32 protein-coding genes are annotated in these 22,985 nt (G+C 39.5%); 18 read left to right on the forward strand and 14 right to left on the reverse strand.

Annotated elements, in window-relative coordinates; all coding sequences use genetic code 11:
* Nucleotide 1: 1 nt before the first annotated feature.
* The 3 genes from IE080_RS17050 to IE080_RS17060 all read right to left on the reverse strand — a co-directional run bounded on the left by IE080_RS17050 (nucleotide 2) and on the right by IE080_RS17060 (nucleotide 2,648).
* Nucleotides 2-1,411 carry a CCA tRNA nucleotidyltransferase gene (locus IE080_RS17050; protein ID WP_189585534.1) on the reverse strand — a complete coding sequence of 470 codons (1,410 nt, stop codon included), beginning with the start codon at nucleotides 1,409-1,411 and terminating at the stop codon, nucleotides 2-4.
* Nucleotides 1,408-1,881 carry a hypothetical protein gene (locus IE080_RS17055; RefSeq protein ID WP_189585574.1) on the reverse strand — a complete coding sequence of 158 codons (474 nt, stop codon included), beginning with the start codon at nucleotides 1,879-1,881 and terminating at the stop codon, nucleotides 1,408-1,410. Before IE080_RS17055 ends, IE080_RS17050 begins: the two co-directional genes overlap by 4 nt.
* 74 nt (nucleotides 1,882-1,955) lie before the next feature.
* Entirely contained in the window at nucleotides 1,956-2,648 is a 693-nt protein-coding gene (locus tag IE080_RS17060; RefSeq protein WP_189585577.1) for an aspartate/glutamate racemase family protein, read from the reverse strand.
* Between the two features lie 137 nt (nucleotides 2,649-2,785).
* Here IE080_RS17060 and fsa point away from each other — a divergent pair, with 137 nt between their 5' ends.
* The 8 genes from fsa (at nucleotide 2,786) to secG (ending at nucleotide 9,179) form a co-directional block, all read left to right on the forward strand.
* Nucleotides 2,786-3,445, forward strand: coding sequence for a fructose-6-phosphate aldolase (gene fsa / locus IE080_RS17065; protein WP_189585580.1), 660 nt, complete (start codon nucleotides 2,786-2,788; stop codon nucleotides 3,443-3,445).
* 63 nt (nucleotides 3,446-3,508) lie between these two features.
* Nucleotides 3,509-3,712, forward strand: coding sequence for a fructose-6-phosphate aldolase (locus IE080_RS17070; protein ID WP_189585583.1), 204 nt, complete (start codon nucleotides 3,509-3,511; stop codon nucleotides 3,710-3,712).
* 1 nt (nucleotide 3,713) lies between these two features.
* Nucleotides 3,714-4,424 (forward strand): cell division ATP-binding protein FtsE, encoded by a 711-nt coding sequence (locus IE080_RS17075; RefSeq protein WP_189585587.1) that lies wholly within the window; start codon nucleotides 3,714-3,716, stop codon nucleotides 4,422-4,424.
* Between the two features lie 70 nt (nucleotides 4,425-4,494).
* Nucleotides 4,495-5,958, forward strand: coding sequence for a tRNA (N6-isopentenyl adenosine(37)-C2)-methylthiotransferase MiaB (gene miaB / locus IE080_RS17080; RefSeq protein ID WP_189585589.1), 1,464 nt, complete (start codon nucleotides 4,495-4,497; stop codon nucleotides 5,956-5,958).
* A gap of 11 nt (nucleotides 5,959-5,969) precedes the next feature.
* Nucleotides 5,970-7,259 carry a sigma-54 interaction domain-containing protein gene (locus tag IE080_RS17085; protein ID WP_189585592.1) on the forward strand — a complete coding sequence of 430 codons (1,290 nt, stop codon included), beginning with the start codon at nucleotides 5,970-5,972 and terminating at the stop codon, nucleotides 7,257-7,259.
* Nucleotides 7,246-7,791, forward strand: coding sequence for an LptE family protein (locus IE080_RS17090; protein WP_189585595.1), 546 nt, complete (start codon nucleotides 7,246-7,248; stop codon nucleotides 7,789-7,791). The genes IE080_RS17085 and IE080_RS17090 overlap by 14 nt, the downstream gene beginning before the upstream one ends.
* Before the next feature lie 34 nt (nucleotides 7,792-7,825).
* Entirely contained in the window at nucleotides 7,826-8,797 is a 972-nt protein-coding gene (locus IE080_RS17095; protein ID WP_189585597.1) for a DUF8458 domain-containing protein, read from the forward strand.
* 7 nt (nucleotides 8,798-8,804) lie between these two features.
* On the forward strand, nucleotides 8,805-9,179 hold the full coding sequence (secG, locus tag IE080_RS17100) for a preprotein translocase subunit SecG (protein ID WP_189585600.1): 375 nt from the start codon (nucleotides 8,805-8,807) through the stop codon (nucleotides 9,177-9,179).
* Nucleotides 9,180-9,228: 49 nt separating this feature from the next.
* Here secG and IE080_RS17105 read toward each other — a convergent pair whose 3' ends face one another.
* Nucleotides 9,229-9,939: a hypothetical protein gene (locus IE080_RS17105; protein WP_189585603.1), complete on the reverse strand. Its 711-nt coding sequence runs from the start codon at nucleotides 9,937-9,939 to the stop codon at nucleotides 9,229-9,231.
* Nucleotides 9,940-9,972: 33 nt separating this feature from the next.
* Between IE080_RS17105 and IE080_RS17110 the strand changes: the two genes are divergently transcribed.
* The 7 genes from IE080_RS17110 (at nucleotide 9,973) to IE080_RS17140 (ending at nucleotide 15,759) form a co-directional block, all read left to right on the forward strand.
* Nucleotides 9,973-10,122, forward strand: a complete 150-nt coding sequence (locus IE080_RS17110; RefSeq protein WP_189585605.1) for a hypothetical protein — start codon at nucleotides 9,973-9,975, stop codon at nucleotides 10,120-10,122.
* A gap of 36 nt (nucleotides 10,123-10,158) precedes the next feature.
* Nucleotides 10,159-10,437 (forward strand): co-chaperone GroES, encoded by a 279-nt coding sequence (locus IE080_RS17115; RefSeq protein WP_189585608.1) that lies wholly within the window; start codon nucleotides 10,159-10,161, stop codon nucleotides 10,435-10,437.
* A gap of 41 nt (nucleotides 10,438-10,478) precedes the next feature.
* Entirely contained in the window at nucleotides 10,479-12,107 is a 1,629-nt protein-coding gene (gene groL, locus IE080_RS17120; RefSeq protein WP_189585611.1) for a chaperonin GroEL, read from the forward strand.
* 198 nt (nucleotides 12,108-12,305) lie between these two features.
* The gene (locus tag IE080_RS17125; protein ID WP_189585614.1) at nucleotides 12,306-12,680 is read left to right on the forward strand and encodes a response regulator; all 375 of its coding nucleotides are present in this window, start codon (nucleotides 12,306-12,308) and stop codon (nucleotides 12,678-12,680) included.
* A gap of 83 nt (nucleotides 12,681-12,763) precedes the next feature.
* Nucleotides 12,764-13,855, forward strand: a complete 1,092-nt coding sequence (gene proB, locus IE080_RS17130; RefSeq protein WP_229800705.1) for a glutamate 5-kinase — start codon at nucleotides 12,764-12,766, stop codon at nucleotides 13,853-13,855.
* Entirely contained in the window at nucleotides 13,848-15,092 is a 1,245-nt protein-coding gene (locus IE080_RS17135; protein WP_189585617.1) for a glutamate-5-semialdehyde dehydrogenase, read from the forward strand. The genes proB and IE080_RS17135 overlap by 8 nt, the downstream gene beginning before the upstream one ends.
* A 124-nt stretch (nucleotides 15,093-15,216) precedes the next feature.
* Nucleotides 15,217-15,759, forward strand: coding sequence for a hypothetical protein (locus tag IE080_RS17140; RefSeq protein WP_189585620.1), 543 nt, complete (start codon nucleotides 15,217-15,219; stop codon nucleotides 15,757-15,759).
* Between the two features lie 2 nt (nucleotides 15,760-15,761).
* Here the strand turns inward: IE080_RS17140 and IE080_RS17145 are convergent, their stop codons facing one another.
* The 3 genes from IE080_RS17145 to IE080_RS17155 are packed head-to-tail and all read right to left on the reverse strand — an operon-like array spanning nucleotide 15,762 to nucleotide 16,876.
* Complete coding sequence (locus IE080_RS17145) at nucleotides 15,762-16,124, reverse strand: DUF2237 family protein (protein WP_189585623.1); 363 nt, start codon at nucleotides 16,122-16,124, stop codon at nucleotides 15,762-15,764.
* Between the two features lies 1 nt (nucleotide 16,125).
* Nucleotides 16,126-16,494, reverse strand: a complete 369-nt coding sequence (locus IE080_RS17150) for a DoxX family protein (protein WP_189585626.1) — start codon at nucleotides 16,492-16,494, stop codon at nucleotides 16,126-16,128.
* Nucleotide 16,495: 1 nt separating this feature from the next.
* Nucleotides 16,496-16,876, reverse strand: a complete 381-nt coding sequence (locus IE080_RS17155) for an alkyl hydroperoxide reductase (RefSeq protein ID WP_189585629.1) — start codon at nucleotides 16,874-16,876, stop codon at nucleotides 16,496-16,498.
* Nucleotides 16,877-16,990: 114 nt separating this feature from the next.
* On the opposite strand from IE080_RS17155, the gene IE080_RS17160 reads away from it, so the two are divergent.
* The gene (locus tag IE080_RS17160) at nucleotides 16,991-18,397 is read left to right on the forward strand and encodes an alkaline phosphatase (protein ID WP_189585632.1); all 1,407 of its coding nucleotides are present in this window, start codon (nucleotides 16,991-16,993) and stop codon (nucleotides 18,395-18,397) included.
* Between the two features lie 29 nt (nucleotides 18,398-18,426).
* On the opposite strand, the gene IE080_RS17165 is transcribed toward IE080_RS17160, so the two are convergent.
* A complete protein-coding gene (locus IE080_RS17165) occupies nucleotides 18,427-18,906 on the reverse strand; it encodes a DUF983 domain-containing protein (protein ID WP_308428182.1) in 480 nt (159 codons plus the stop codon).
* Between the two features lie 20 nt (nucleotides 18,907-18,926).
* Here IE080_RS17165 and IE080_RS17170 point away from each other — a divergent pair, with 20 nt between their 5' ends.
* Complete coding sequence (locus IE080_RS17170; protein WP_189585635.1) at nucleotides 18,927-19,298, forward strand: hypothetical protein; 372 nt, start codon at nucleotides 18,927-18,929, stop codon at nucleotides 19,296-19,298.
* 40 nt (nucleotides 19,299-19,338) lie between these two features.
* Nucleotides 19,339-20,253: an HAEPLYID family protein gene (locus tag IE080_RS17175; protein ID WP_189585637.1), complete on the forward strand. Its 915-nt coding sequence runs from the start codon at nucleotides 19,339-19,341 to the stop codon at nucleotides 20,251-20,253.
* A gap of 36 nt (nucleotides 20,254-20,289) precedes the next feature.
* Here the strand turns inward: IE080_RS17175 and IE080_RS17180 are convergent, their stop codons facing one another.
* From IE080_RS17180 to IE080_RS17205, 6 genes are all read right to left on the reverse strand, one after another.
* Complete coding sequence (locus tag IE080_RS17180; RefSeq protein ID WP_189585641.1) at nucleotides 20,290-20,529, reverse strand: hypothetical protein; 240 nt, start codon at nucleotides 20,527-20,529, stop codon at nucleotides 20,290-20,292.
* A gap of 1 nt (nucleotide 20,530) precedes the next feature.
* A complete protein-coding gene (locus IE080_RS17185) occupies nucleotides 20,531-20,959 on the reverse strand; it encodes a hypothetical protein (protein WP_189585643.1) in 429 nt (142 codons plus the stop codon).
* Entirely contained in the window at nucleotides 20,952-21,446 is a 495-nt protein-coding gene (locus IE080_RS17190) for a DUF4920 domain-containing protein (RefSeq protein WP_189585646.1), read from the reverse strand. The genes IE080_RS17185 and IE080_RS17190 overlap by 8 nt, the downstream gene beginning before the upstream one ends.
* Before the next feature lie 65 nt (nucleotides 21,447-21,511).
* A complete protein-coding gene (msrA, locus tag IE080_RS17195) occupies nucleotides 21,512-22,162 on the reverse strand; it encodes a peptide-methionine (S)-S-oxide reductase MsrA (protein ID WP_189585649.1) in 651 nt (216 codons plus the stop codon).
* A gap of 35 nt (nucleotides 22,163-22,197) precedes the next feature.
* Complete coding sequence (locus tag IE080_RS17200) at nucleotides 22,198-22,470, reverse strand: DUF3253 domain-containing protein (protein WP_229800706.1); 273 nt, start codon at nucleotides 22,468-22,470, stop codon at nucleotides 22,198-22,200.
* A 48-nt stretch (nucleotides 22,471-22,518) separates the two neighbouring features.
* Complete coding sequence (locus tag IE080_RS17205) at nucleotides 22,519-22,875, reverse strand: response regulator transcription factor (RefSeq protein ID WP_189585652.1); 357 nt, start codon at nucleotides 22,873-22,875, stop codon at nucleotides 22,519-22,521.
* Nucleotides 22,876-22,985: the final 110 nt, after the last annotated feature.

Consider the following 22,985-nt stretch of genomic DNA (forward strand, 5'->3'; position numbering starts at 1 on the left):
ATTAAATGATTCCTTTTTGGGCAGCTAATTTATGCAATAGTTCCAATGCAGCAACTTTATTATTGTTAATTTGTCCTTCGAGAATGGCTTCTTTGATTTCTTCCTTCAATTCACCTACCAACCTTCCCGGAGGAATCTTGAAAATTTCCATGATTTCTTCTCCCGAAACAGGTGGCTGAAAATTCCGGACCTGATCTTTTTCCTCTACTTCAACAATCTTTTGTTCGACCTTGTCAAAGTTGGCAAGGATACGTTGAACCTTGTTATTGTTTTTGGAAGTTACGTCTGCCCGGCACAATTTCATCAAATCATCTATGGCATCACCAGCATCAAACAAAAGTCTACGAACAGCCGAATCAGTCACTTTATCAGAGACCAATGCAATCGGACGCAAATGAAGCTTGACTAACTTCTGCACATATTTCATCCGCTCATCCATGGGTAATTTCATGCGTCTGAATATTCCTGGCGTCATCCGTGCTCCTTTGTCCTCATGTCCATGAAAAGTCCACCCTACTTTTTCATTAAATCGCTTCGTAGGCGGCTTTCCAATATCATGCATAATTGCAGCCCAACGCAACCAAAGGTCGTCCGTTGACTCACAAATATTATCCAGAACCTGAAGAGTATGGTAAAAATTATCCTTATGCGACTTATCTCCAACAGAATTCACTCCTTGTAACTCCACCATTTCAGGAAAAAACTCATGCAGCAATTTTCCTGCAAAGAGCAATTTGAACCCGTATGAGGGTTTGGGAGTCATGATTATTTTATTCAATTCATCAATGATCCGTTCACCGGAAATAATCTGAAGCCTAGAAGCACTCTGCATCAATGCATCAAAGGTATCCGAGTGAATATCAAAATTCAATTGCGCAGCAAAACGCACTGCACGCATCATGCGCAAAGGATCATCCGAAAATGTAATCATAGGATCCGTAGGCGTACGAATAATCTTTCTTTGAATATCTTTCACCCCATCAAATGGGTCAATTAGCACTCCATAAGTACTTTTATTGACCGATATGGCCATAGCATTGATACTAAAGTCTCTCCGCTCCTGATCTTCGGCCAAAGTACCATCTTCCACTAAAGGTTTTCGGGAATCAGCACGGTAACTCTCCCTACGGGCACCCACAAATTCGATTTCATAATCATCCAAGCGGATATTGGCCGTACCAAAATTTTTAAAAACTGATAAAGGCACATGTTGGGAATAACTGGCAGCAACTTGCTCCGCCAAAGCTATACCTGAACCAACACAGACAAAATCAATATCCTTGCAAGGTCTTCCCATGATAAAATCCCTCACATAGCCACCAACCACATAGGTCTCTAAGCCCATTTTATCGGCTATCTCACCTACCCTTGCAAAGATCTCATGGGACTGAAGTGCTTCTTGATAATTCATGCACGGATTATTTTTATATCACCATCCGGTCCTAAAAACATTTCTTTTGTATTAGGACTGAGTAAGGGGAAGAATTCTTTTTGCTGGAAATCTGCTTTCTCTGACTTTATAAACTGCACGATCAAAGGCTGACCAAAAGCAAACAATAGGCGATTCCAAACATCACTTTTGATCAGTGCAAATTTCACATTCCCCTCTTGTTGAGGTCCATTTTTCAACAGACGGCTAGCGGAGGTATGATAAATGGTAGGTTTAGTGGCATACTCTACGATGTCGAGTGACACTTCAGAAAACTGCTCAGCGATGCTTCTGATCTGAAATGTTTCGAATAACAAAAAGATACCTGAGGCGTCATCATTTGCAGCATTCCAAGAGGACATACTGATGAGCTCCAATACTTTTCCATTTCCTTCCCGTACAGAAACTCTTCCGTTTTGTTTTAGGACAGCAACAACTTCTTTAATATCCACAACCTTTTTTTTGACAAAAATAGAAGATATCCACGGAAGCTACGCCATTTTTCACCCATTAATCATCAAAAGAGCTATAATTCAAGCTTCCCGAAAATAAAGTCAACAGCCATCTGTGCGTGCAACTGTGTGGTAGAAATCAAGCGAATGGGGCTTTCTTTTGGAGAAATCAATAGAGGTAACTCAGTGCACCCTAAAATCACTCCTTCTGCTCCAGCACTTGCCAATACTTGAATTTGCTCCAGATAAAACGCTTTGGATGCATCCGAAAAAACTCCTTGAGTCAACTCTGTAGAGATATAGTGATGGGATTGGGCGATCACAACTTCAGTAGGAATGATGGTCTCAATCCCAAATTTTTCACTCAAGTATTCCGGAATAAAACTCCCTTTGGATGTCGGTTTATTGGCCAATAATCCCAAGCGTTTTAACCCATGGGTAGCTGCTTCTCTTCCAATAGCCTCGGCAATGTGTAAGATAGGAATATTGATTTTTGGTTGCACATACTTATAGACCATGTGAGGGGTATTGGCACAGATAAGGATTGCCTCCGCACCAGCACATTCCAGCTTATGAGCGATCTCCAGATAGGTTTTATTGATTTTGGGAATATTCTGCTCCCGCATCAATTGAATATTCTGACTGTATATCAAGAGATTGGGATTCTGTGATACATCTAAAAATTGAGCTGCATACGCATGAATCAACCGGTAATATTCGATAGTGGAATGCCAAGATGTTCCTCCGATGAGTCCTAGTGTTTTCATACCTGAAAAATACAGCTCTCTGTTGCTTTTAACTAGTGACAAATATTACAAACGAGAAGCGTGATTTTTAAAAAAGCCACGGTTGACTGAGAATAATCAATTACATTTGTCTCTTCACTAATCTAACATCAATTTTCATGAAATTCTTTATTGATACGGCTAACCTTGACGAAATCAGGGAAGCATATGACCTTGGGGTATTGGATGGCGTTACAACCAACCCTTCATTGATGGCAAAAGAGGGCATCTCAGGAGATGAGCGTGTAAAAGCCCATTACAAAGCAATTTGTGACATTGTAGATGACAATGTTAGCGCTGAGGTTATTGCTACTGATTTTGAAGGCATGATCAGAGAAGGCAAGGAATTGGCTAAAATCGATGACAAAATCGTAGTCAAGATCCCAATGATCAAAGACGGAGTGAAGGCTATCAAAAAGTTTCATTCAGAAGGTATCCGCACCAATTGTACACTTATCTTCGGCCCAGGCCAAGCATTAGTAGCTGCCAAAGCAGGTGCTACCTACGTTTCTCCATTCGTAGGAAGATTGGACGACATCTCTTATGATGGCTTAGAGCTAATCGATCAGATTGTACAGATCTACCAAAACTACGGCTATGCCACCCAGGTGTTGGCAGCTTCTATCCGTCACACCATGCACTTAATCAAATGTGCAGAAATTGGTGCTGATGTAGCCACTTGCCCATTGAAAGTAATCACTGGATTGTTAAAACATCCATTGACAGATTCAGGTCTTGCTACGTTCTTGGCAGATCATGCGAAAGCAGCCGGCAAATAAAACAAAATCGGGAACATGAACGTTTTTCATGTTCCCAGTTGTTATCCCTGGAATCCAATATTTATGTACATTATCAAGGTAAAAGGAAAAGCCAAAATTCCAGATTACATACAGATCAGAGACGAAAATTTCGTTCTTGTCGCCTATTTTAGGGCTGACCGACCAATGAAAAATATTGAAAAATTTGGATTGGAAGGTAAAGAAGAAGCTTTGGAAGCTTTGATAAAAGAAATTCCATTCGGAAAACTCCAAAAACTTAGTTTGTAATATGATTTTTAATTCTGAGCCCATCATACACGTTACGGATGCACATATTTTTCAAGGACTAGATGCAGTTCTTCAAAATGTTACTTTCACCATAGAGAAAGATGAATTTGTATTCCTTATCGGAAGAACGGGCAGCGGAAAAAGTTCTTTACTGAAAACGCTTTATGCAGACCTTAATCTCAAAATGGGTAATGCAGAAATCGTTGGTTACCAGCTTGCCAACATCAAGAAAAAAGATGTACCCTACTTGAGACGAAAGCTTGGAATCGTATTTCAGGATTTTCAATTATTCCCGGACAGAACGGTTGCAGACAACCTATTCTTCGTCATGAAGGCAACAGGATGGAAGGACAAGAAGGCCATGAAAGACCGCATGATCGAAGTCTTGATGCGCGTAGGACTAGCGGATGCAGCGACCAAAATGCCTCATCAACTTTCAGGTGGAGAACAGCAGCGTGTAGTAATCGCACGGGCTTTGATCAATAAACCTTCGATTCTTCTAGCTGATGAACCTACCGGTAACTTGGATCCTGATGTAGCAGAAGGTATTTTCCAACTTTTCACCGAAATCAATCAACAAGGCACCGCCATTTTGATGGCAACACACAATCACGACCTGCTCCGAAAATATCCTTATCGGGTATTGAAGTGTGAGAAGGGCAAATTATTGGACAGTAAAAAAGACGATATTTCGATCAATACTTCTTACTGATTTTATTTCATCCCATCGACTGTCATTTTGTCCGATTTTTGTTAATTTTGCAAGCTCAAATACAGTATTCATGGAAAATATTATCAGAGATATAGATATCATCAGTCCAGAAGAAGCACAAGCATGTGACTTTAAGACCACTACCGAAGAAAACACCGGTAAGTCCAAAAAGCTTTACATAGAATCTTATGGCTGTCAGATGAATTTTTCGGATTCCGAAATCGTGGCCTCCATCATGAAAGACAATGGATTTGACACCACTTCGGACTACGAGCAAGCAGATGTGATTTTTTTAAATACTTGCTCTATACGAGAAAAAGCCGAACAGACTGTACGCAAACGACTAAGCAACTTTAATGCAGTCAAAAAACAAAAGCCCGAACTGACTATAGGAGTATTGGGCTGTATGGCGGAGCGGTTGAAGGACAAACTCTTGGAAGAAGAGAAAATTGTGGATGTCGTAGTAGGCCCGGATGCTTACAGAGACTTACCTAACTTGGTTGCATCCGCTGAAGAAGGTAACAAAGGTGTCAACACCTTCCTTTCTAGAGAGGAAACCTATGCGGATATCGCACCAGTAAGACTGAATTCCAATGGCGTTTCGGCATTTATCTCAATCATGAGAGGTTGTGATAATATGTGTTCATTCTGCGTTGTACCTTTTACAAGGGGAAGAGAACGTAGCCGGGACCCTCATTCCATTGTACAAGAAGCAAAAGAACTATTTGAAAACGGATACCGAGAAGTGACCTTGCTAGGCCAAAATGTGGATTCCTACAAATGGTCTCCGGAAGAAAATAATAAGGCTCGATTGAATAAGAAAGAGGAGGAAGTTTCTACGGTTATCAATTTTGCCCATTTATTGGAAATGGTCGCACAAGTGAATCCACTGCTAAGAATCCGTTTCTCTACCTCCCACCCTAAGGATATTACAGATGAAGTGTTGTACACCATGAAAAAGTACGACAACATCTGCAAATATATTCACCTACCTGTACAGAGTGGAAACTCACGTGTATTGGAAATGATGAACCGTACCTATGACCGTGAATGGTACTTGGATAGAGTGCGGGCGATTCGTGAGATTTTGGGAGAAGAATGTGGGATTTCATCCGATATGATAGCCGGTTTCTGCACAGAAACAGAAGAAGAACATCAAGATACCTTGACCTTGATGGATATTGTAAAGTATGATTTTTCCTACATGTTTTTCTATTCCGAAAGACCAGGAACATTGGCCGCAAAAAAATATGCAGATGATATTCCTTTGGAGGTGAAAAAGCGAAGACTCGCCGAAATCATCGAAAAGCAGGCCTACTTATCCTTAGAAAGAAATAAATTGGATTTGGGTAAGGTGCAGGAAATCTTAATTGAAGGAACTTCCAAGCGCTCAGAAGAACAATTGAAAGGCAGAAACTCTGCCAATAAGGTAGTCATTATTCCAAATGACGGCTCGCTGAAAAAGGGAGATTATGTGCATGTATTGATTCAGGATTGTTCAGCAGCCACCCTCTTTGGTGAAGTAGTCGCTTAATCCTATCATTCATGTTTACATCCGCTGAAATACATAGTGTCAAACAACGATTTGGAATCATAGGCAATAGTCCATTGCTCAACCATGCAATATCTGTAGCCATACAGGCAGCACCTACCGATATGACGGTGTTGATTACTGGAGAAAGTGGTTCGGGAAAAGAGTCTTTTTCCAAAATTATTCATTCCCTGAGTTTGCGAAAACATGGGAAGTTTATCGCTATCAACTGCGGTGCTATTCCAGAAGGAACAATAGACTCTGAATTATTTGGGCACGAAAAGGGCTCATTTACAGGAGCTCATGAAGCCCGTAAAGGATATTTTGAAGTCACCGATGGGGGAAGTATCTTTTTAGATGAAATCGGAGAAATGCCTTTGGGCACACAGGCACGATTGCTTCGGGTATTGGAAAATGGGGAATTTATCAAAGTAGGTAGCTCCAAAGTATTAAAAACCAATGTTCGAGTCATCGCTGCTACCAATGTCAATCTAATCAAAGCAGTAGAAAAAGGAGAATTCCGGGAGGACTTATACTATCGTCTAAATACTGTGCCCATATTCGTGCCGCCTTTACGGGAAAGAGGTGAAGATATGGTGCTTTTGTTTAGAAAATTCACTTCAGATTTCTCAGAAAAATACAATGTACGTCCTATTTCCTTGGATGAGAATGCGAAAAAGCTTTTGATGCGTTTTCCTTTCCCTGGAAATATCCGTCAATTGAAAAATATTGCAGAACAAATCTCCCTATTGGAACAAGACCGAGAGGTGAGTGCTGAAACATTGGAACGATACCTTCCAAGTAATCAAAGCAGACTTCCAGCAATTTTCGCAAACGGAAATAAGGGAGAATCAAGTGATTTCAACGAACGCGACCTGCTCTACAAAGTGCTTTTTGATATGAAGCGGGATATGAATGAGCTAAAGAAATTGGTTTTGGAAAGCTTCCAATCAGGCAGTTTGAATCCTACGATCATCAATAAGCATCAGGACCTTTTTGAAGACTTGGAATCCCCTATTAGTTTCGAAAAATCACCAAGCGCCAGCAACAACAATCCCGTGAGTGTTCCGTTAGTGTTGGATAGTCAGCATTCCAATGAAAATTTGGAAAATTATGAGGACGAAACTATAGAAGATATCATCCACGAGGAAGATGATCATTCCCTTTCATTGGAAAAGAAAGAAAAGGAGATGATTATCAAAGCCCTACAAAAGCATAACAATAAGCGTAAATATGCGGCGCAAGACTTGGGAATTTCTGAACGTACCCTTTACAGAAAAATTAAGCAGTATGACATTGAATAAGCGCTTTTGGACTACAATAGTAATAACAGGCTTAGCAGTTCTATCCCTGTTTTCCTGCGCCATCAACTATAGCTTTTCGGGTGTAAATATTGATTATGATAAGGTAAAAACCTTTTCTGTGGAAAACTTTTTCAATGATTCTGGAGGTGGTCCTGCCAATATGGAGCAGTTGTTTACAGAGTCTCTCAAAGATTTCTACCAGCGAAACACTCGGTTAGAGCTAGTAAGAAACAATGGTGATTTACAATTTTCTGGGGCTATAACTCGCTACAATATAACACCCCAAGCCACTGTGACTACCACAGATCCTAACTTACCAGACAGAGCTGGACAAATGCGTCTGACTATCGTTGTTGAAGTAGTATATGAAAACACAATTGATGATGAAGAGAGTTTCAAACGAAGCTTCTCTTTTTTTAAAGATTACGACCCTCGTACAACCTCCATTCTACAGGTGGAAAGTGTGCTAATAGAAGAAATATTTGAAAGTATATTGCAGGACATTTTCACAGCTTCGGTTGCGAATTGGTAAAAATTCTTAACTTGGGAGACAAAAAAATAAAGCCTTGAACTTACAACAACTGTTAGATATCGCATCACGAGCCAATGATCTTCAAAAAGAAGATATCAGTGAGCTTGTCAAATACAGTCAGGCATTCCCCTATTTTCAACTCCCAAAGGTCCTCCTTGCCAAGTATGAATTTGGGTTACCCAAAGGAAAAGGTAATGATTTCCTTGCGTCTGCGGCAATTTCCAGTCCAAATAGGGCCTGGTTAAAATCATTAATTGAGCAAAAAGAATCTTGGACAGGTTTCAACCAACTCATCCTCGAACAACTCCAAAAAAATCAAGGTCCAATCACCAAAGAAGAAAACTTTATCGATGACTTGGACGGAGAGTTGACGCCAAGACCCAAAAAAGATGTTGACTTAGCTCAAAAAATAAGTGTCTTAAAACGTTTAGGTGAGGAGCTGCATGAAAAAAAATCATCGGAAACACCTTCAGTTACTGAGACTGTTAGTACGGAAGATGAAACAGTATTGGCTACGGAAATAACTGAAGCATCACCTATTACAATGGCTGATGAACCCGCAGCATCTTTAAATGAAGAAGTTCCTGAGGTGGAAGCTACAGTTGAGGAGCCAACTGCAATCGAAGAACCTAAGGAAGACGAAAAGCCAGTTAGAAAAAAACGTAAATCCTCTGATGATGATTTAATAGAGAACATCCGCAAGCGTGAGAAAAAAGAAATCAAGGATGAGAAGAAGAAGGAACAGATAGACATCATCAAAGCTTTCAGCAAAAAATCCATCAAATTAGCTACTATCCAAGAAATAGAAGCTAATCATACCCAAAATGACCTATCTGCAAAAAGCACAAAGATAAATGAAAGCTTAATCACGGAATCCTATGCCAAATTGCTGGCGAAACAGAATAAAAAATCAAAGGCAATTGAAATTTATCAAAAACTCATGGTGAAATTTCCAGATAAAAGCACTTATTTTGCAGACCAAATAAAAAACTTGGAAGATAATTAACTAGCATATGTTTACTTTATTAATCAGCATTATCATTGTCTTAGCTGTTTTATTGATTCTTGTAATCCTAGGACAGGATTCTAAAGGTGGTGTTGGAGCGGCCTTCGGTGGTGGTGCATCCCAAATCATGGGTGTCACTAAGACTGGAAACATCCTTGAAAAATCAACTTGGGTATTGGCAATCGCTATTCTTGTATTGTCCTTAACCTCTTCTGCGTTCTACACATCTTCTTCCGGTGATCAATTTAGCTCACCAAATATTGAAAATGCAAGAAGACAAATCATCTCCCCTTCAACTGACGGAGACAATAGCCTCTTACCTTCCGCTCCTGCTATCGAAGCTGAAGAAGTAGAAAGCAGCACAGAGACAGAAAACGACTAATACCTCGATAAACCTATTTGAAAAAGCGGTCAGAAATGTCCGCTTTTTTTTATTCCTGTATGGCCTTCAAGAGAATTCTTTTGGTGATTGGAAGAAAACTTTCATCCAAAGGAATCTGATACTTACTATGAATCCTGTAGGTGGCAGGATTTGGAAGATCCTTATACGATCGAGCCAACTCCAATTTGAGCTGCTCAAAGGTATGTGCAAAGGTTCTTCTGACTTTTTTCACCAATTGCATCATAATCCCTTTCAGGGTATCGGTAGCTTGTTGAAACAAGCTCACTTTGTACCGATAGATATAAATATCTTTAGAGGCATCCAATGTCAACATGGCATAACCTTCCCGCTGATACAATGGAGAAATCCCTATAGGCTCAATCTTCATTTCCGACTCTAAAAAGTCATAAATATCCTTCCCTTCTTCTATTGCTTTCTTGAATCTAGGCAAGGAATAATCCACGATTTCATTCAGTTGCTTCATCAACTCATCATCCATCAACAAAGGCTTGTAATTCATGCTCATCGTAGACCAATCCGGTCCTTGCAGCTGTTTGGGAAAAGCATCTTTGAGCATTTCCTTACTATCTGCAAAACCTTTTAGACGAGCATAGTGATGGATCAACTCTGCCAAAGGAGGATACAACTTTACTTCTTTAAACTGCCCTGACACATGTTTCATGTAGGCTAGAAGAATGTATTTTTTATACTCAAAATCTATCCATCCTTCGGTAATCCAATTTTCAGATAATTTATTCATAGGTACACTTTTGTCAGAAAAATTTACTGAAATATGTCAACTAAAAAAAGACTTAGAGAAAAATTGACAGATATTTTTTGTGATTCCTCTGCTAATTGTCCATTACTGACTTTCAAGACCGACGTAATGGCAGATTTTATCAATAAATATCAATTGGCACAAGAATGGATTAGGGAGGAGTAAACAATTTTAGAACTAACCTTAAACAATTTAATAGTTATGTCAAAAGTTAACATCCAACCTCTTGCAGACAGAGTTCTAGTGGAGCCTGCTGCAGCTGAAGAGAAAACTGCTTCCGGTCTTTTTATCCCGGACACTGCTAAAGAGAAACCTCAGAAAGGAACTGTGGTAGCCGTAGGAAGTGGTAAAAAAGATGAACCATTGACTGTTAAAGTAGGTGACACAGTGTTGTATGGCAAGTATGCCGGTACAGAACTTTCAGTAGATGGTCAAGATTACCTGATCATGAGAGAATCTGACATCTTCGCAATCCTTTAATCATCTATTGTAAACACTAAAACATTAAACCAAAAGAAAAAATGGCTAAAGAACTATTTTTCGATACCGACGCAAGAGACAGACTGAAAAAAGGTGTAGATGCCCTTGCAGATGCAGTAAAAGTAACATTGGGACCTAAAGGTAGAAATGTTATTATCGACAAAAAATTTGGTGCTCCTACCATTACTAAGGATGGTGTATCCGTAGCAAAAGAAATCGAATTGGCCGAGCCAATCGAAAATATGGGTGCTCAATTGGTAAAAGAAGTAGCTTCCAAAACTGCCGACAATGCCGGTGATGGTACTACTACAGCTACTGTTTTGACCCAAGCGATCTTCAATGCTGGTATCAAAAATGTAGCGGCAGGTGCTAACCCAATGGATTTGAAAAGAGGTATCGACAAAGCAGTTGCTGCTGTTGTAGCTCAATTGAAAGAAAACTCCAAAGCAATCTCTACTTCTAAGGAAATTCAGCAAGTGGCTACTGTTTCCGCTAACAATGATGAGGAAATCGGCAAAATGATTGCTGATGCAATGGATAAAGTTGGTAAAGACGGTGTCATCACTGTTGAAGAAGCAAAAGGTACTGAAACAGAAGTGAGAACTGTAGAAGGAATGCAGTTTGACAGAGGTTACCTTTCTCCATACTTCGTAACCAATACCGAGAAAATGGAAGCTGAATTGGATAGACCATACATCTTGATCTATGATAAGAAAATCTCTTCCATGAAAGAATTGCTTCCGGTATTGGAGCCAGTTGCTCAGTCTGGTAGACCATTGGTTATCATCGCTGAAGATGTGGATGGTGAGGCATTGGCTACGTTGGTAGTAAACAAAATCAGAGGTGCTCTGAAAGTGGCGGCTGTTAAAGCTCCAGGCTTCGGTGACAGAAGAAAAGCAATGTTGGAAGATATTGCAATTTTGACTGGCGGTACTGTCATCTCTGAAGAAAGAGGTTACAAATTGGAAAATGCTTCCATCGAGTACCTTGGAACTGCTGAAAAGGTTAACATCGATAAAGATAACACTACAATCGTTAATGGTTCAGGTGATAGCAGCGCTATCCAAGCAAGAATCAACGAGATCAAAGCTCAAATCGAAAAAACTACTTCTGACTACGATAAGGAGAAATTGCAGGAAAGACTTGCAAAACTTTCTGGTGGTGTAGCTATCCTATACATTGGTGCCGCTACTGAAGTAGAAATGAAAGAGAAGAAAGACCGCGTAGATGATGCATTGCATGCTACAAGAGCCGCTGTACAAGAAGGTGTTGTAGTTGGTGGTGGTGTTGCCCTAGTAAGAGCTTCTTCTGCTTTGGATGCTGTCAAAGGTGACAACGATGATCAGGATACTGGTGTTAACATCGTAAGAATTGCTATCGAAGCTCCATTGAGAACAATCGTAGAAAATGCTGGTGGTGAGGGTTCTGTTGTAGTAAACAAAATCAAAGAAAATAAAGGCCACTTTGGTTACAATGCCAGAACAGATGTTTACGAAGATCTATTCGAAGCAGGTGTAATCGACCCTACGAAAGTAACAAGGTTAGCACTTGAAAATGCAGCCTCAATTGCTGCATTGTTATTGACTACTGAGTGTGTAGTTGCTGATGTTAAAGAAGATACCCCAGCTATGCCTCCAATGGGTGGCGGAGGAATGGGAGGAATGATGTAATTTCTTATTTATCAATTACCTAATCGAGGCTATGGAAAATTCCATAGCCTTTTTTTGATAACTTATTCGAATTACATCCAAACTGACATTTTGAGTAATAATAAAACACATGAATTCATTGCAAAAACTATAAATTAATGCTCAATAGTAACTATATTTGAGTTCCCTGGACTTAATATGTTAGTTTTAATAAATTTTATGATTAAATTTTCAACCATAATTTTAATTGACGATGATCCAATCAATAATTTGATAAATAAAAGGCTTATTTTAAAAAATGAATCAACAGAAAACGTAGAAGTTTTCTATGAAGCCGAATTAGCTCTTGAATACATCAAAAATTTAGACAAAAATAGTATCGCATTAATTCTACTAGATATTAATATGCCTGTAATGAATGGGTGGGATTTTTTAAATTATTATATGGAGCATCTTTCTTTTAGAATGGATAAGATAATTATGTTATCAAGTTCTATTGATTTTCAAGATCGAATCAAAGCCGACTCATATAATTGTGTAAAAGGATTCATTGAAAAGCCACTAACACCAGAAAAATTTCAATCCATCTTGTAATCTGTTTCTGTTTTTTTATTTTTCCCGTCAGTTAGTTAGTAAATTTACAAATCATACAAATTTTACTAACTAACCTTATTTTCGTGATTGCGCATAACCATCAGACGCTAGTTTTAAAAGTAGGTTCCAATGTCCTGACCAACTCAGATGGGTCACCTGATGGAAACACCTTATCAGCTTTGGTCAAACAAATTTCATGGCTCCACAAACTTGGGAAGCGAGTTATTCTTATCAGTTCTGGAGCAGTGGCCTATGGTAGACAAGCAATCAATATACCTGCCAAAGCTGACCCTATTCTCAAAAAACAAATTTATGCGTCTACGGGACAGATTCGCTTGATCCATACCTATCAGCAATTATTCGAAAAGGAAGGGCTGCACGTAGCTCAAATTTTGGTAACCAAAGAGGATTTTCGAGATAGAAAGCACTTTCTCAATATGAGAAGTTGTATTGAAGGCTTGTTATCTCAAGGTATCATCCCAATCATCAATGAAAATGATACAGTTGCAATTACAGAATTGATGTTTACGGATAATGATGAACTAGCGTCACTCACGGCAGCCATGGTCAACGCAGACACTTTGGTGTTATTGACGAGTGTAGACGGAGTATTTGACGGTCCTCCCTCCCACCCTGACTCCAAATTGATAAGCAGCATCTCGGGATCAATCCCTGAAATCTCACATGTGGTCAGTAATGAAAAGTCTTCATTTGGTCGAGGTGGTATGCTGACCAAGCTGCGGATGGCCTTTAAGTCTGCAGATTTGGGAATTCAAGTCATCATTGCCAATGGAAAAAAGGGTACTATCTTGAAAGACTTAACAGAAGACTCATCTGTACCCTGTACCGTCTTCCTTCCAAAAGAGAAAAAACAAAGCCCAAAAAAATGGTTAGCCTTTGGGGAGCAATACTCCAAAGCAGCAGTACTTGTTAATAAGGGGGCTGAAGAAATTTTACTTTCAGAAAAAATCAACTCCCTGCTGCCAGTTGGAATAATCTCCTTTAAAGGATCCTTCGAAAAAGGTGATATCATCGCTATTAAAAACGAATCTAATCAACAAATTGGCGTTGGCAAGGCAGAATATAGCAGTGACCAATTACTTCCCTTGATAGGAATGAAAAACCAAAAGCCATTTATCCACTACGACTACCTATACATTTCCCATCATGAATAACTTCGATTTTTTATTTCAAGAAACTCAAATAGCATCCCGAGCATTAGCCTCTTTATCAACAGTTCAGGTTCAAAATGTACTGGATGAACTGATTCATCAACTTCAGGAAAACATTCCTGCGATTCTTTCAGCCAATGCGGAAGACCTCGCTAAAATGGATTCCTCCGATCCACGCTATGACCGTCTGCTGCTGTCAGAAGCCCGAATTGCTGGAATTATGGAAGAAATTCAGCAAGTAAAAGCACTTCCAAATCCCTTAGGGAAATTATTAGAAGAACGGACCCTTGCCAATGGACTCCACTTGCAAAAAAAAACTGTTCCCCTTGGTGTACTCGGCATCATCTACGAATCCCGACCCAATGTCACCATTGATGTATTTACGTTGGCTATCAAATCCGGAAATGCCTTAGTTCTAAAAGGTGGTTCTGATGCACATGCATCTAATACTGTTTTAGTACAATTGATTCGACAAGCACTAGAAAAAAATGGGCTGCCAAAAGAAGCTATTTGCTTACTTCCTGCAGATAGAACAGCCACCCATGCACTTTTACAAGCCGTAGGATACGTGGATGTGATCATTCCAAGAGGAAGCCAAAATTTAATTGAATATGTGCGGTCCAATTCAAAAGTACCGGTGATTGAAACAGGTGCTGGAATCGTGCATACCTACTTTGATAAAAGCGGAGATACTGAAAAAGGAGCGGCCATTATCTTCAACGCCAAAACCCGGAGACCATCTGTCTGCAATAGTTTGGATTGTCTGATCATTCATCAAGATAGATTAATGGATTTAAAGCACCTATTAAAGCCAGTTTTAGATGCATCAGTAGAGGTTTTTGCTGACGAACAATCCTTTCAAGTCCTCGAAGCTTTGAAAAACCCATTGATCAAACAGGCTGATGAAACACATTTTGGGACCGAATTTTTATCACTCAAAATGTCTATCAAAACGGTAAACACTATTCACGAAGCTTTTGACCATATCCAACAGTACAGCTCCAAACATTCAGAAGCCATCCTTGCCGAAGACGAAGATGCTATTCAGCTGTTTTTGCAAGCAGTGGATGCTGCAGCCGTTTATGCCAATGCCTCTACAGCATTTACCGATGGCAATCAGTTTGGTATGGGAGCTGAGATTGGTATCAGTACTCAAAAATTGCATGCAAGAGGCCCTATGGCCCTTTCAGAGTTGACAAGTTACAAATGGATCATCCGAGGAACGGGGCAAATTCGATAGTTTTGAAACATTTTTATTGAACAAAAGGATAAATAACTGTAAATTAAACAATTGAAGGTAATTTATCTGAGTTATGTCTAAAGAGTTTTGGTCTCATACAAGTTTCTCCAAAATCTTTGTCTGCATGTGCCTCATGCTTGCATCTTGGGCATGCACGCTAAGTTTGGACTTTGATACGGAAGGCTGTCCCAGTATACGGAGAGTGAATGTAGTGGGAATAGAACAGATATTTTTTTCTCCTTTCATGAATCAGATTGCTGCTAGCAACGCTGATACAGTTTCTTCACGGGATTTTCGCTTGAACTTTGAATTGACGTATCAGTCATTCCAACAGGCAAGTTTAGGTTCTTGGATTCCTGGCTTTGCAATAGCGCAAGTTGATTGTGAACCCCGTTTTTTCGTAGAAAACATCAGCAATATTATGGTGATACTAGATCAGCCCTTCAATGGTTTTCCAGTGGGTACGGACATAGCATTTCTTCTAAGTAATAACAATGACGTGCAATTGAACAGGTTGCGAGATTTCAGAGATAGCAGACAGTTTTTTAGCTTCCGGTTCAATCAAAACATCGGCAACTTACAGCAGTTGAACGCTAGCTTGGTAGTTACCTTAAGAGATGGTTCAGTGTTATCTGAACCATTTCAGAGCCCATTTTTAACAAACTAGAATTATTGACGATAGGAATACTTCACCAACTCTTCGAGGGTGATATAAGTCAAGGTCTTTTCATGTGTAGCCTCCAAAACAACTTCAGGAGCTAAACCAACCCTGTAGGCCTCCATCCATCGGGAAGCACAAAGGCACCAACGGTCCCCAGCTTTCAATCCAGGAAAGGCCCACTCTGGTCTCGGTGTGATCAGATCATTTCCTCTACTCAAGCTAAACTGTAAAAAGTCATCCGTCATGATTGCGCAGACTGTATGCGTTCCTAGATCTTCTTCTCCAGTTTCACAACAGCCATTTCGATAATACCCTGTCAAAGGTGCAGTACTACAAACGATCAAAGGTTCTCCAAATACATTCAAAGCCATACTATACATTTTTAACGATCCAAGCCCAATAAATTAATAGCGGGTGAATAAGCAACAGACGAAGCCAAGCCACCCATTCAGGAACGCATAACCCAGCTTCCACACAGGATCCAATCTGAATAAAATATACATGCGAAGATATGAATAATACCATCAGTACAATAACCAACCATGCTCCCAGTTTTCTATACTTAGGAATCAAAATGGCTATAGCCGCTACAATTTCCAAAAAACCTGAAACAAAGTTAAGGAACTCCGGAAAAGGTAAATAATCTGGAATCAAAGGCAGGTAAAAGTGGGGATTGATAAAATGATTCAAACCTCCAACAAGAAAGAATGCCCCTAATGCATATGCTGCTAATTTTTTCATATCAAGCTGAAAATTTATGCGTCTGATAAGCTGTTTTTAAAATTACAAAAAAAGGAATCCACCAAATCAAATCATTGGTGATCAACATGTAGCCAAATGCACCTGGCGCATCCCCATTTAGGTAATTAAAAATAAAACCTATTGGGCCGAATATTTTACCTAAAAACCCAACCGCCACAATTGGCCAATGCTTTACTGGGTCGAAACTTGCCCACCAATAACCTAGACCATAAACACCTATGACCATTCCCATGCCTTGCCACACCATGGGATGATTAAGGGCTTCCATTCCTACTAACTCAAAAAAGTGCTGAGGAAACAAGACTACCCAGGCACCCCATAAGATATTATAAACTGCTGCTAATTTTAAGGTTAGTTTCATAAACCGATTAACAGGAATGCCCGCCAATAAGTTTTGATTTTTGTTTGTTAATAAAAATGTAACAAGGAATGCCTACCTCTTCGTAATTTATCTAGTATTTTGCCAAGAAAAACGATGAAAAGAAGAGAGTTTTTTAGAAAAGGTGTAATAAGCACGATTGGATTAGGAGCTCTAGGAAGTAGTTTTCAGGCTTTTGGATCAGTAGATTTTACTAGAAAAGGTATTGCCAAAAATATCATTTTTTTGGTCAGTGATGGTATGAGTGCGGGCACCTTGACCATGGCAGATATCTTACTCAAACATAAAGAAGGAAGGTCAAGTGAGTGGATTAAACTCTACGAAGAGAACACTGTCCGTCGAGCATTGATGGAAACAGCTTCCGCTAATTCGTTTGTAACCGATTCAGCAGCAGCCGGGTCTGCTTGGGGAGGTGGTATGCGCGTAAGAAATGGTGCGCTGAATGTAGGCCCAAATGGTGAGAAACCTGTCCCTATTCTTCAAAAATTCAAAGCTGCCGGAAAAGCTGTGGGCTGTGTGACTAGTGTTCAGATTACCCACGCCACTCCTGCTTCATTTTGCGTCAATAATTCAAGTAGAAATGCCCAACCCATTATCGCAGAAGATTATATCAAACTTAAATTTGACTGCATGTTGGGTGGTGGATTAAACTATTTTCATACAGACAAACGAACTGATAAAAAGGATCTAATTGCTGCTTCCAAACAAGCCGGAATTGACTTTGTCCAAACAAAGGATGAATTAAATTCATTGAGTGGTACCAAACCTATCCTAGGTGTATTTGCTGAGGAAGGACTGCCCTACGCAATAGACCGGGAAAATAATACTGACTTGAAGGCAATCACCCCTACCTTAGCAGAAATGACTCAAACAGCCATCAAACATTTGAGCAAAAACCCACAGGGCTTTGTGATGCAAGTTGAAGGAGGTAAAGTAGACTGGGCGGCACATGCGAATGATACAGCAGCATTATTGTATGACCAAGTCGATTTTGATCAAGCTATAAAAGTAGCTATGGACTTTGCCCAAGCGGATGGAGAAACACTTGTAATCATTACAACTGACCACGGAAACAGTAATCCAGGCTTATTTTACGGAAACCAAGCGAATAGAAACTTCGAGAAACTATACAGCACGAAAGCTTCCAATGAGTGGGTATTAAACCAAATCACCCCAGAATTTACAACTAACAGACTGGTGGAGTTTGTCGAAGCACATCAAAATTATGCCATGTCAGGGGAAGATGCTGAGGCAATTTTGAAAGGCTTTACCTTAGGTGAGGACGGCTTGTATAATACCAATAGACTTCCAGTAGCCATCTATGCAAGTCTACAATCTCCACACACTTCCGTACAATGGGCAGGCACCAACCACTCCGCAGATCATGTGGAATTGGTTATGTTTGGACCGGGCAGTGAACACTTAAAGGGCTTTGTCCGAAACTTTGAGCTTCATAACTTTTTGCTTCAAGCAGCAGGTATGCCACAAGAATACATTGTCTAAGGAAAATCAGGGGGCATAGTTATAAAACGCTATGCCTTTTTTCCTTTCCACTGAGGGTCATAAGTCAATTTACCTACTCCATAGAGATACAACACCTTGGAATACCGAAGCATTAGTGGTACTAAAATGACATTAAAAACTATGATAGTGATCACATAGTAAGATAGCGGTGACCTTCCAAACAATACATTGATCGCTACAAATATGCTTACCATCAGTGCTACTGAAAATGCATAACTGATGTACATCGCTCCATAAAAAAAATCAGGCTCAGGAGTCAATACTGCATTACAGGTCGGACATTTATGATGAACCTCTGTCAACTTGGTATAACTCATCAGAGAAGTAGGAAACATATTCCCTTCCCTGCACCTAGGGCATTTGCCATGAAGCATGGCTTTACTTAAACTCACTTGTTCCATAACGCTTAATATAGTACAAAAATACTTAAAAACTTTCGCAACTTCGTGATTTGTGTCACGTATCATGGCATTGGATAAAATTTCCATATTTTGATTAATTTTGCAGTATGATTAAAAAAATCAGTAATAGCATCTCGTGCAAAATTCTGGTATTGTTGACGCTCGTCAACTTTATCAACCTTTCTGCTGATTTTTACACACCACATTCTCTTGTCAACAAGTATCAGCTAGCTGACCCTATTGATACCTTGGCTGAACTCGTATTGGAGTATTTCTTTGATATGGACGAAGAAACCATTCCGGATACAGAGGTACCACAGGAGCAACGCAAATTCACAGATTTGAAGCTTTATCATCAAGATATCAGCAAACCAAGTAGCGAAAAGATTTTTGTGCAGCAGCAATGCTGTAATCCCTATTACCTCAATTTGTTTGAAAGCATCAAGATTGAGACAAATTCACCTCCTCCCAGAGCTTAATGTTTGAAACTAATTTTCTTTCAATCATTAAAAAAATCGTATGAAACTTAAATTATTTACAGCTATACTGGCAATGGTAGGCCTTAGTATAGTAACTGCTTTGGCACAAGATGATCAAATTCAAATTGACAGCACCAAAATAGAACGGATGCTATTAGATAGTATGTTCATTGCGGAGGTAGAGAGACCTCAAAGCAATCTCAAACCAAAAGTGCTACACGCAGAGCCCTTATACATTGACCTTATCCGTGACTTGGGAGCAAGGAAGGGTGAACGGGAATGGAACTTAGGAGTGGGTATGACAGACAGAAGAGGCTATGATGAGTATGAGGGCTTGATTGAGTATGAATGGGCCCCTATTGATCGATTAGGGTTTGAGATAGAAGTACCTGTTACGCTCTACTCTTGGAGAAATAGCCTTCCTAATACTGATCTAGAGCGTCCCAACAACAGAGTCGAATCCCTCAAGCTCGCAACCCAATGGTCTTTTCTAGTGTCTGAAAAATACAAATCCACCCTTGCATTAGGGTATATCCATGAGTTTGAGTTTGTGGATTTGAATAGACTGGGAAGAGGTGGTGAGTTATTCAAAGGAAATATTTACAACCCTTTCTTTGTAGCTGCCAAGCGATGGAGTTCTAATTACCACACTTTGATTTACACAGGTCCTAGAATAGAAAAACTCTTTAACCAAAGACGTGATATTACCTATGAAATCCATACCAATTTCCATTACATGATAACGGGTACAAGAAACTTCATAGGAGTTGAAATCAATAAAGAAATCCATAATGGTAAACTAGAAACAGTTTTAAGACCTCAAATGCGTGTAGGTTTGGCGGAAAACCTAATGATCGGTATTGTAACAGGAATCCCTGTGGGAAATCGAGATAATATGGGGCTCAGTTCATTTATGCGAATCATTTACGAACCGCATTTCAAAACCTTCCACTAAATAAAAAATCTCAGGCTTATCACCTGAGATTTTTTATTAAAACTGCTTGGGTACGATTCCTTTTCCGAATTGATCAATGACTTCATCCAAGTCATAATCCTTTCCTTTTCCCCATCGAAGCAGTTCTTCAAATGTGTACACTTCGGTAGTATCTAAATCTTTCACTTTAAAATCAGATCCCGAAAGTTTTGCTAACACTTCCAAAGTTCTTTTCTCACCATTATTGACAAAAGTGTAGACTCTTCCAACCCTCAAACTATCCAACGACATGGCCATATTACAAAGGCAAATTTAATAAGTTTATACGTTTAATTGGCCCGGGACAATACTGCTGATGACAGGCAAGGCATGTTTCCACGAGCATTTTATAATTTGAAATCAATTCCTCCTCAGAGCTTTTTTCCATCAAGTCCAAGCTTTCCAAATATGCATTTCCCATCAATTCAAAGGTCACTGTTTTAACATTAGGATTGGTTGGCCTAGCTGTAAGTAACTCCCGGTGCTTGGAAAGGTAACTTTTAATGGAATTACCCTTTTCGACTGCATCTTTGATTTCTTCCATGTCTTCAAACATGGCCCGCATCAATAAAGCCAAAGGGGCATCCTCATTAGGGTAACGTGTAGTTTGTACTTGTTTGGTTTCTTTCGTCGTGCAAGAAACTGATAACAAGCCAAGAAAAACAGTAATTAGTACGAGATTACGCATTTTCTTGAATTATTACTCCAACAGCTTCAAAAGCATATTCTACTTTCGGGCTGGTAATCGCGTCGATTTCTTCCTGTGATTTTCCTGCATCTTCAGCGTAATGCTTTAAAGTAGCTACATCAGTAAACTTTTTAGTAGCTATCCCTTCAATAATTACTGGATAGCCATGGGAGTTTTTTGGTACAAAGAACCCATAATCTTTAAAGGTTACTCTCATGGTCTCACCGTTGGGAAGATCAATGGTCATCCAGCATCCTTTCATAGAACAGACATCCTTAATTTCTCCATAAACCTTACCTTCAAACGCATCCGACTCTTCCAATGCTGTCACTAGGCTTGCTAACGTCAGCGGGTTTGCTGCTGAAATTTCGTCCCCAAACATACCTATTGGTAAATCTTCAGTGATTGCTTCTTCTTCAACGGATTTTTCTTGAGATTGACAAGCCATTAAGCTTAGACCTAAGAGAATTGCAAGTAATTTTTTCATGGTGCTTTGAATTAATATATCAAAACTACTGCCTGCCAGCTTATAAAACAATGATAATTTTCAGACTATTTTAGCTTTTCCGCAAATGCCTGCTTGAATTTTTCGACTTTTGGGCGAATCACAAACTGACAATAAGGCTGCATGCCATTATCCTTGTAATAATTTTGATGGTAATCTTCCGCTACGAAGAAATTAGAGAAAGCTGTAATTTCCGTAACTATGGGTCTATTAAAAGCCCCTGATTCATTCAATCGTTTTTTGTAGAATTCCGCTATTTCTTTTTGCTGATCATTATGATAAAAGACAGCTGAACGATACTGAGGTCCTACGTCTGCACCTTGGCGGTTTAATGTAGTAGGATCATGAGTGGACCAGAAAATCTCCAATAAATCCTCAAAACTTAACACCTTTGGATCGTAGAAGAATTGGATCACTTCTGCATGACCAGTAGTACCTGTAGTAATCTGTCTATAAGTTGGTTTATTTACATGGCCTCCACTATAACCGGATTTGACTTCATATACACCTTTAAGATCTTGATAAATAGCTTCGATACACCAAAAGCACCCCGATCCAAGGGTAGCAACTTCAAGATTCTCTGGTACTTGAACGATAGTTTGAGGTAATTCTTGCATAGATTGTTGTTTACGTGTTTGTTGCCCACAGGCTACTGAGGCAACTAACATCATTACTGAAAATAATAGCGTTAATTTCATATTTAAAAAACACCAAAAAATTCAAGATTGTTTCCTTATTTTTTTCGAGAAATCCGGACAGGTCCTTTTGGATTTTCGGCAGGGTCGATAGATACACCTTTTTGGGTTACATTTATAAGCCCCTCTTGATACAAGCACATCATTTCCTTTCTTACATCCTCCATAAATACTCTCCAAGCTTGTGGATACATCCACCTTACCACTTCCGAAGGACAAAAAGAAGTATTGGGGCGCATCCGAATCATTTCAAGTATAGCTTGACGAAGTGGGTTTGGTTCAATGTATTGATTTCTTTCTTGGATAAACATGTCATTTACAGACGATGATAAAAACGAGTGGGAAGTTTTTGACTATAATTAAACAAACCTTTTGATTCGCAAGACCAACTCATTTGGATTAAATGGTTTGGTGATAAAATCACTTGCCCCTAATTTAAATGCCTGCTGAACCGAACTTTCTTCATCACCTAAAGCCGAAAAAACCAATACAGGTGTATCCGGATAATGTTTTTTAACCCAGTAGGTAACTTCAAGACCAGATTTAAACGGAACCATCAAATCAGTCAGCACTAAATCAGGTTTCACTTCTTCGAAGGCTTTAAGTGCGTGATCTCCATCTCGGGATATGTACACTTGATACCCCTCTTTTTTGAGTTTGAAATCGACCATCTTTAAGATGAGCTCATCATCCTCGATTACAAGTATTTTTTTCATTATTCTTAGGGAGACGACTAAATTATGGCAGAGTCAAAATCATTGCTTCTGCATGCTTAAACTAGAATTACAAATTTAATAGAATAATCCAATCAGCAGCCGCTAATCGG

Origin of the sequence: Mongoliitalea lutea (assembly GCF_014652135.1) — a bacterium.
Lineage (GTDB): Bacteria > Bacteroidota > Bacteroidia > Cytophagales > Cyclobacteriaceae > Mongoliitalea > Mongoliitalea lutea.

Bases quoted from the DNA above. Each gene is read 5' to 3' on its own strand.
- IE080_RS17050 (WP_189585534.1), bottom strand. From the start codon at position 1,411: ATGAATTATCAAGAAGCACTTCAGTCCCATGAGATCTTTGCAAGGGTA.
- IE080_RS17060 (WP_189585577.1), bottom strand. From the start codon at position 2,648: ATGAAAACACTAGGACTCATCGGAGGAACATCTTGGCATTCCACTATC.
- fsa (WP_189585580.1), top strand. From the start codon at position 2,786: ATGAAATTCTTTATTGATACGGCTAACCTTGACGAAATCAGGGAAGCA.
- IE080_RS17070 (WP_189585583.1), top strand. From the start codon at position 3,509: ATGTACATTATCAAGGTAAAAGGAAAAGCCAAAATTCCAGATTACATA.
- IE080_RS17075 (WP_189585587.1), top strand. From the start codon at position 3,714: ATGATTTTTAATTCTGAGCCCATCATACACGTTACGGATGCACATATT.
- miaB (WP_189585589.1), top strand. From the start codon at position 4,495: ATGGAAAATATTATCAGAGATATAGATATCATCAGTCCAGAAGAAGCA.
- IE080_RS17085 (WP_189585592.1), top strand. From the start codon at position 5,970: ATGTTTACATCCGCTGAAATACATAGTGTCAAACAACGATTTGGAATC.
- IE080_RS17090 (WP_189585595.1), top strand. From the start codon at position 7,246: ATGACATTGAATAAGCGCTTTTGGACTACAATAGTAATAACAGGCTTA.
- secG (WP_189585600.1), top strand. From the start codon at position 8,805: ATGTTTACTTTATTAATCAGCATTATCATTGTCTTAGCTGTTTTATTG.
- IE080_RS17105 (WP_189585603.1), bottom strand. From the start codon at position 9,939: ATGAATAAATTATCTGAAAATTGGATTACCGAAGGATGGATAGATTTT.
- IE080_RS17110 (WP_189585605.1), top strand. From the start codon at position 9,973: ATGTCAACTAAAAAAAGACTTAGAGAAAAATTGACAGATATTTTTTGT.
- IE080_RS17115 (WP_189585608.1), top strand. From the start codon at position 10,159: ATGTCAAAAGTTAACATCCAACCTCTTGCAGACAGAGTTCTAGTGGAG.
- groL (WP_189585611.1), top strand. From the start codon at position 10,479: ATGGCTAAAGAACTATTTTTCGATACCGACGCAAGAGACAGACTGAAA.
- IE080_RS17125 (WP_189585614.1), top strand. From the start codon at position 12,306: ATGATTAAATTTTCAACCATAATTTTAATTGACGATGATCCAATCAAT.
- IE080_RS17135 (WP_189585617.1), top strand. From the start codon at position 13,848: ATGAATAACTTCGATTTTTTATTTCAAGAAACTCAAATAGCATCCCGA.
- IE080_RS17140 (WP_189585620.1), top strand. From the start codon at position 15,217: ATGTGCCTCATGCTTGCATCTTGGGCATGCACGCTAAGTTTGGACTTT.
- IE080_RS17145 (WP_189585623.1), bottom strand. From the start codon at position 16,124: ATGGCTTTGAATGTATTTGGAGAACCTTTGATCGTTTGTAGTACTGCA.
- IE080_RS17150 (WP_189585626.1), bottom strand. From the start codon at position 16,494: ATGAAAAAATTAGCAGCATATGCATTAGGGGCATTCTTTCTTGTTGGA.
- IE080_RS17155 (WP_189585629.1), bottom strand. From the start codon at position 16,876: ATGAAACTAACCTTAAAATTAGCAGCAGTTTATAATATCTTATGGGGT.
- IE080_RS17160 (WP_189585632.1), top strand. From the start codon at position 16,991: ATGAAAAGAAGAGAGTTTTTTAGAAAAGGTGTAATAAGCACGATTGGA.
- IE080_RS17165 (WP_308428182.1), bottom strand. From the start codon at position 18,906: ATGGAAATTTTATCCAATGCCATGATACGTGACACAAATCACGAAGTT.
- IE080_RS17170 (WP_189585635.1), top strand. From the start codon at position 18,927: ATGATTAAAAAAATCAGTAATAGCATCTCGTGCAAAATTCTGGTATTG.
- IE080_RS17175 (WP_189585637.1), top strand. From the start codon at position 19,339: ATGAAACTTAAATTATTTACAGCTATACTGGCAATGGTAGGCCTTAGT.
- IE080_RS17180 (WP_189585641.1), bottom strand. From the start codon at position 20,529: ATGGCCATGTCGTTGGATAGTTTGAGGGTTGGAAGAGTCTACACTTTT.
- IE080_RS17185 (WP_189585643.1), bottom strand. From the start codon at position 20,959: ATGCGTAATCTCGTACTAATTACTGTTTTTCTTGGCTTGTTATCAGTT.
- IE080_RS17190 (WP_189585646.1), bottom strand. From the start codon at position 21,446: ATGAAAAAATTACTTGCAATTCTCTTAGGTCTAAGCTTAATGGCTTGT.
- msrA (WP_189585649.1), bottom strand. From the start codon at position 22,162: ATGAAATTAACGCTATTATTTTCAGTAATGATGTTAGTTGCCTCAGTA.
- IE080_RS17200 (WP_229800706.1), bottom strand. From the start codon at position 22,470: ATGTTTATCCAAGAAAGAAATCAATACATTGAACCAAACCCACTTCGT.
- IE080_RS17205 (WP_189585652.1), bottom strand. From the start codon at position 22,875: ATGAAAAAAATACTTGTAATCGAGGATGATGAGCTCATCTTAAAGATG.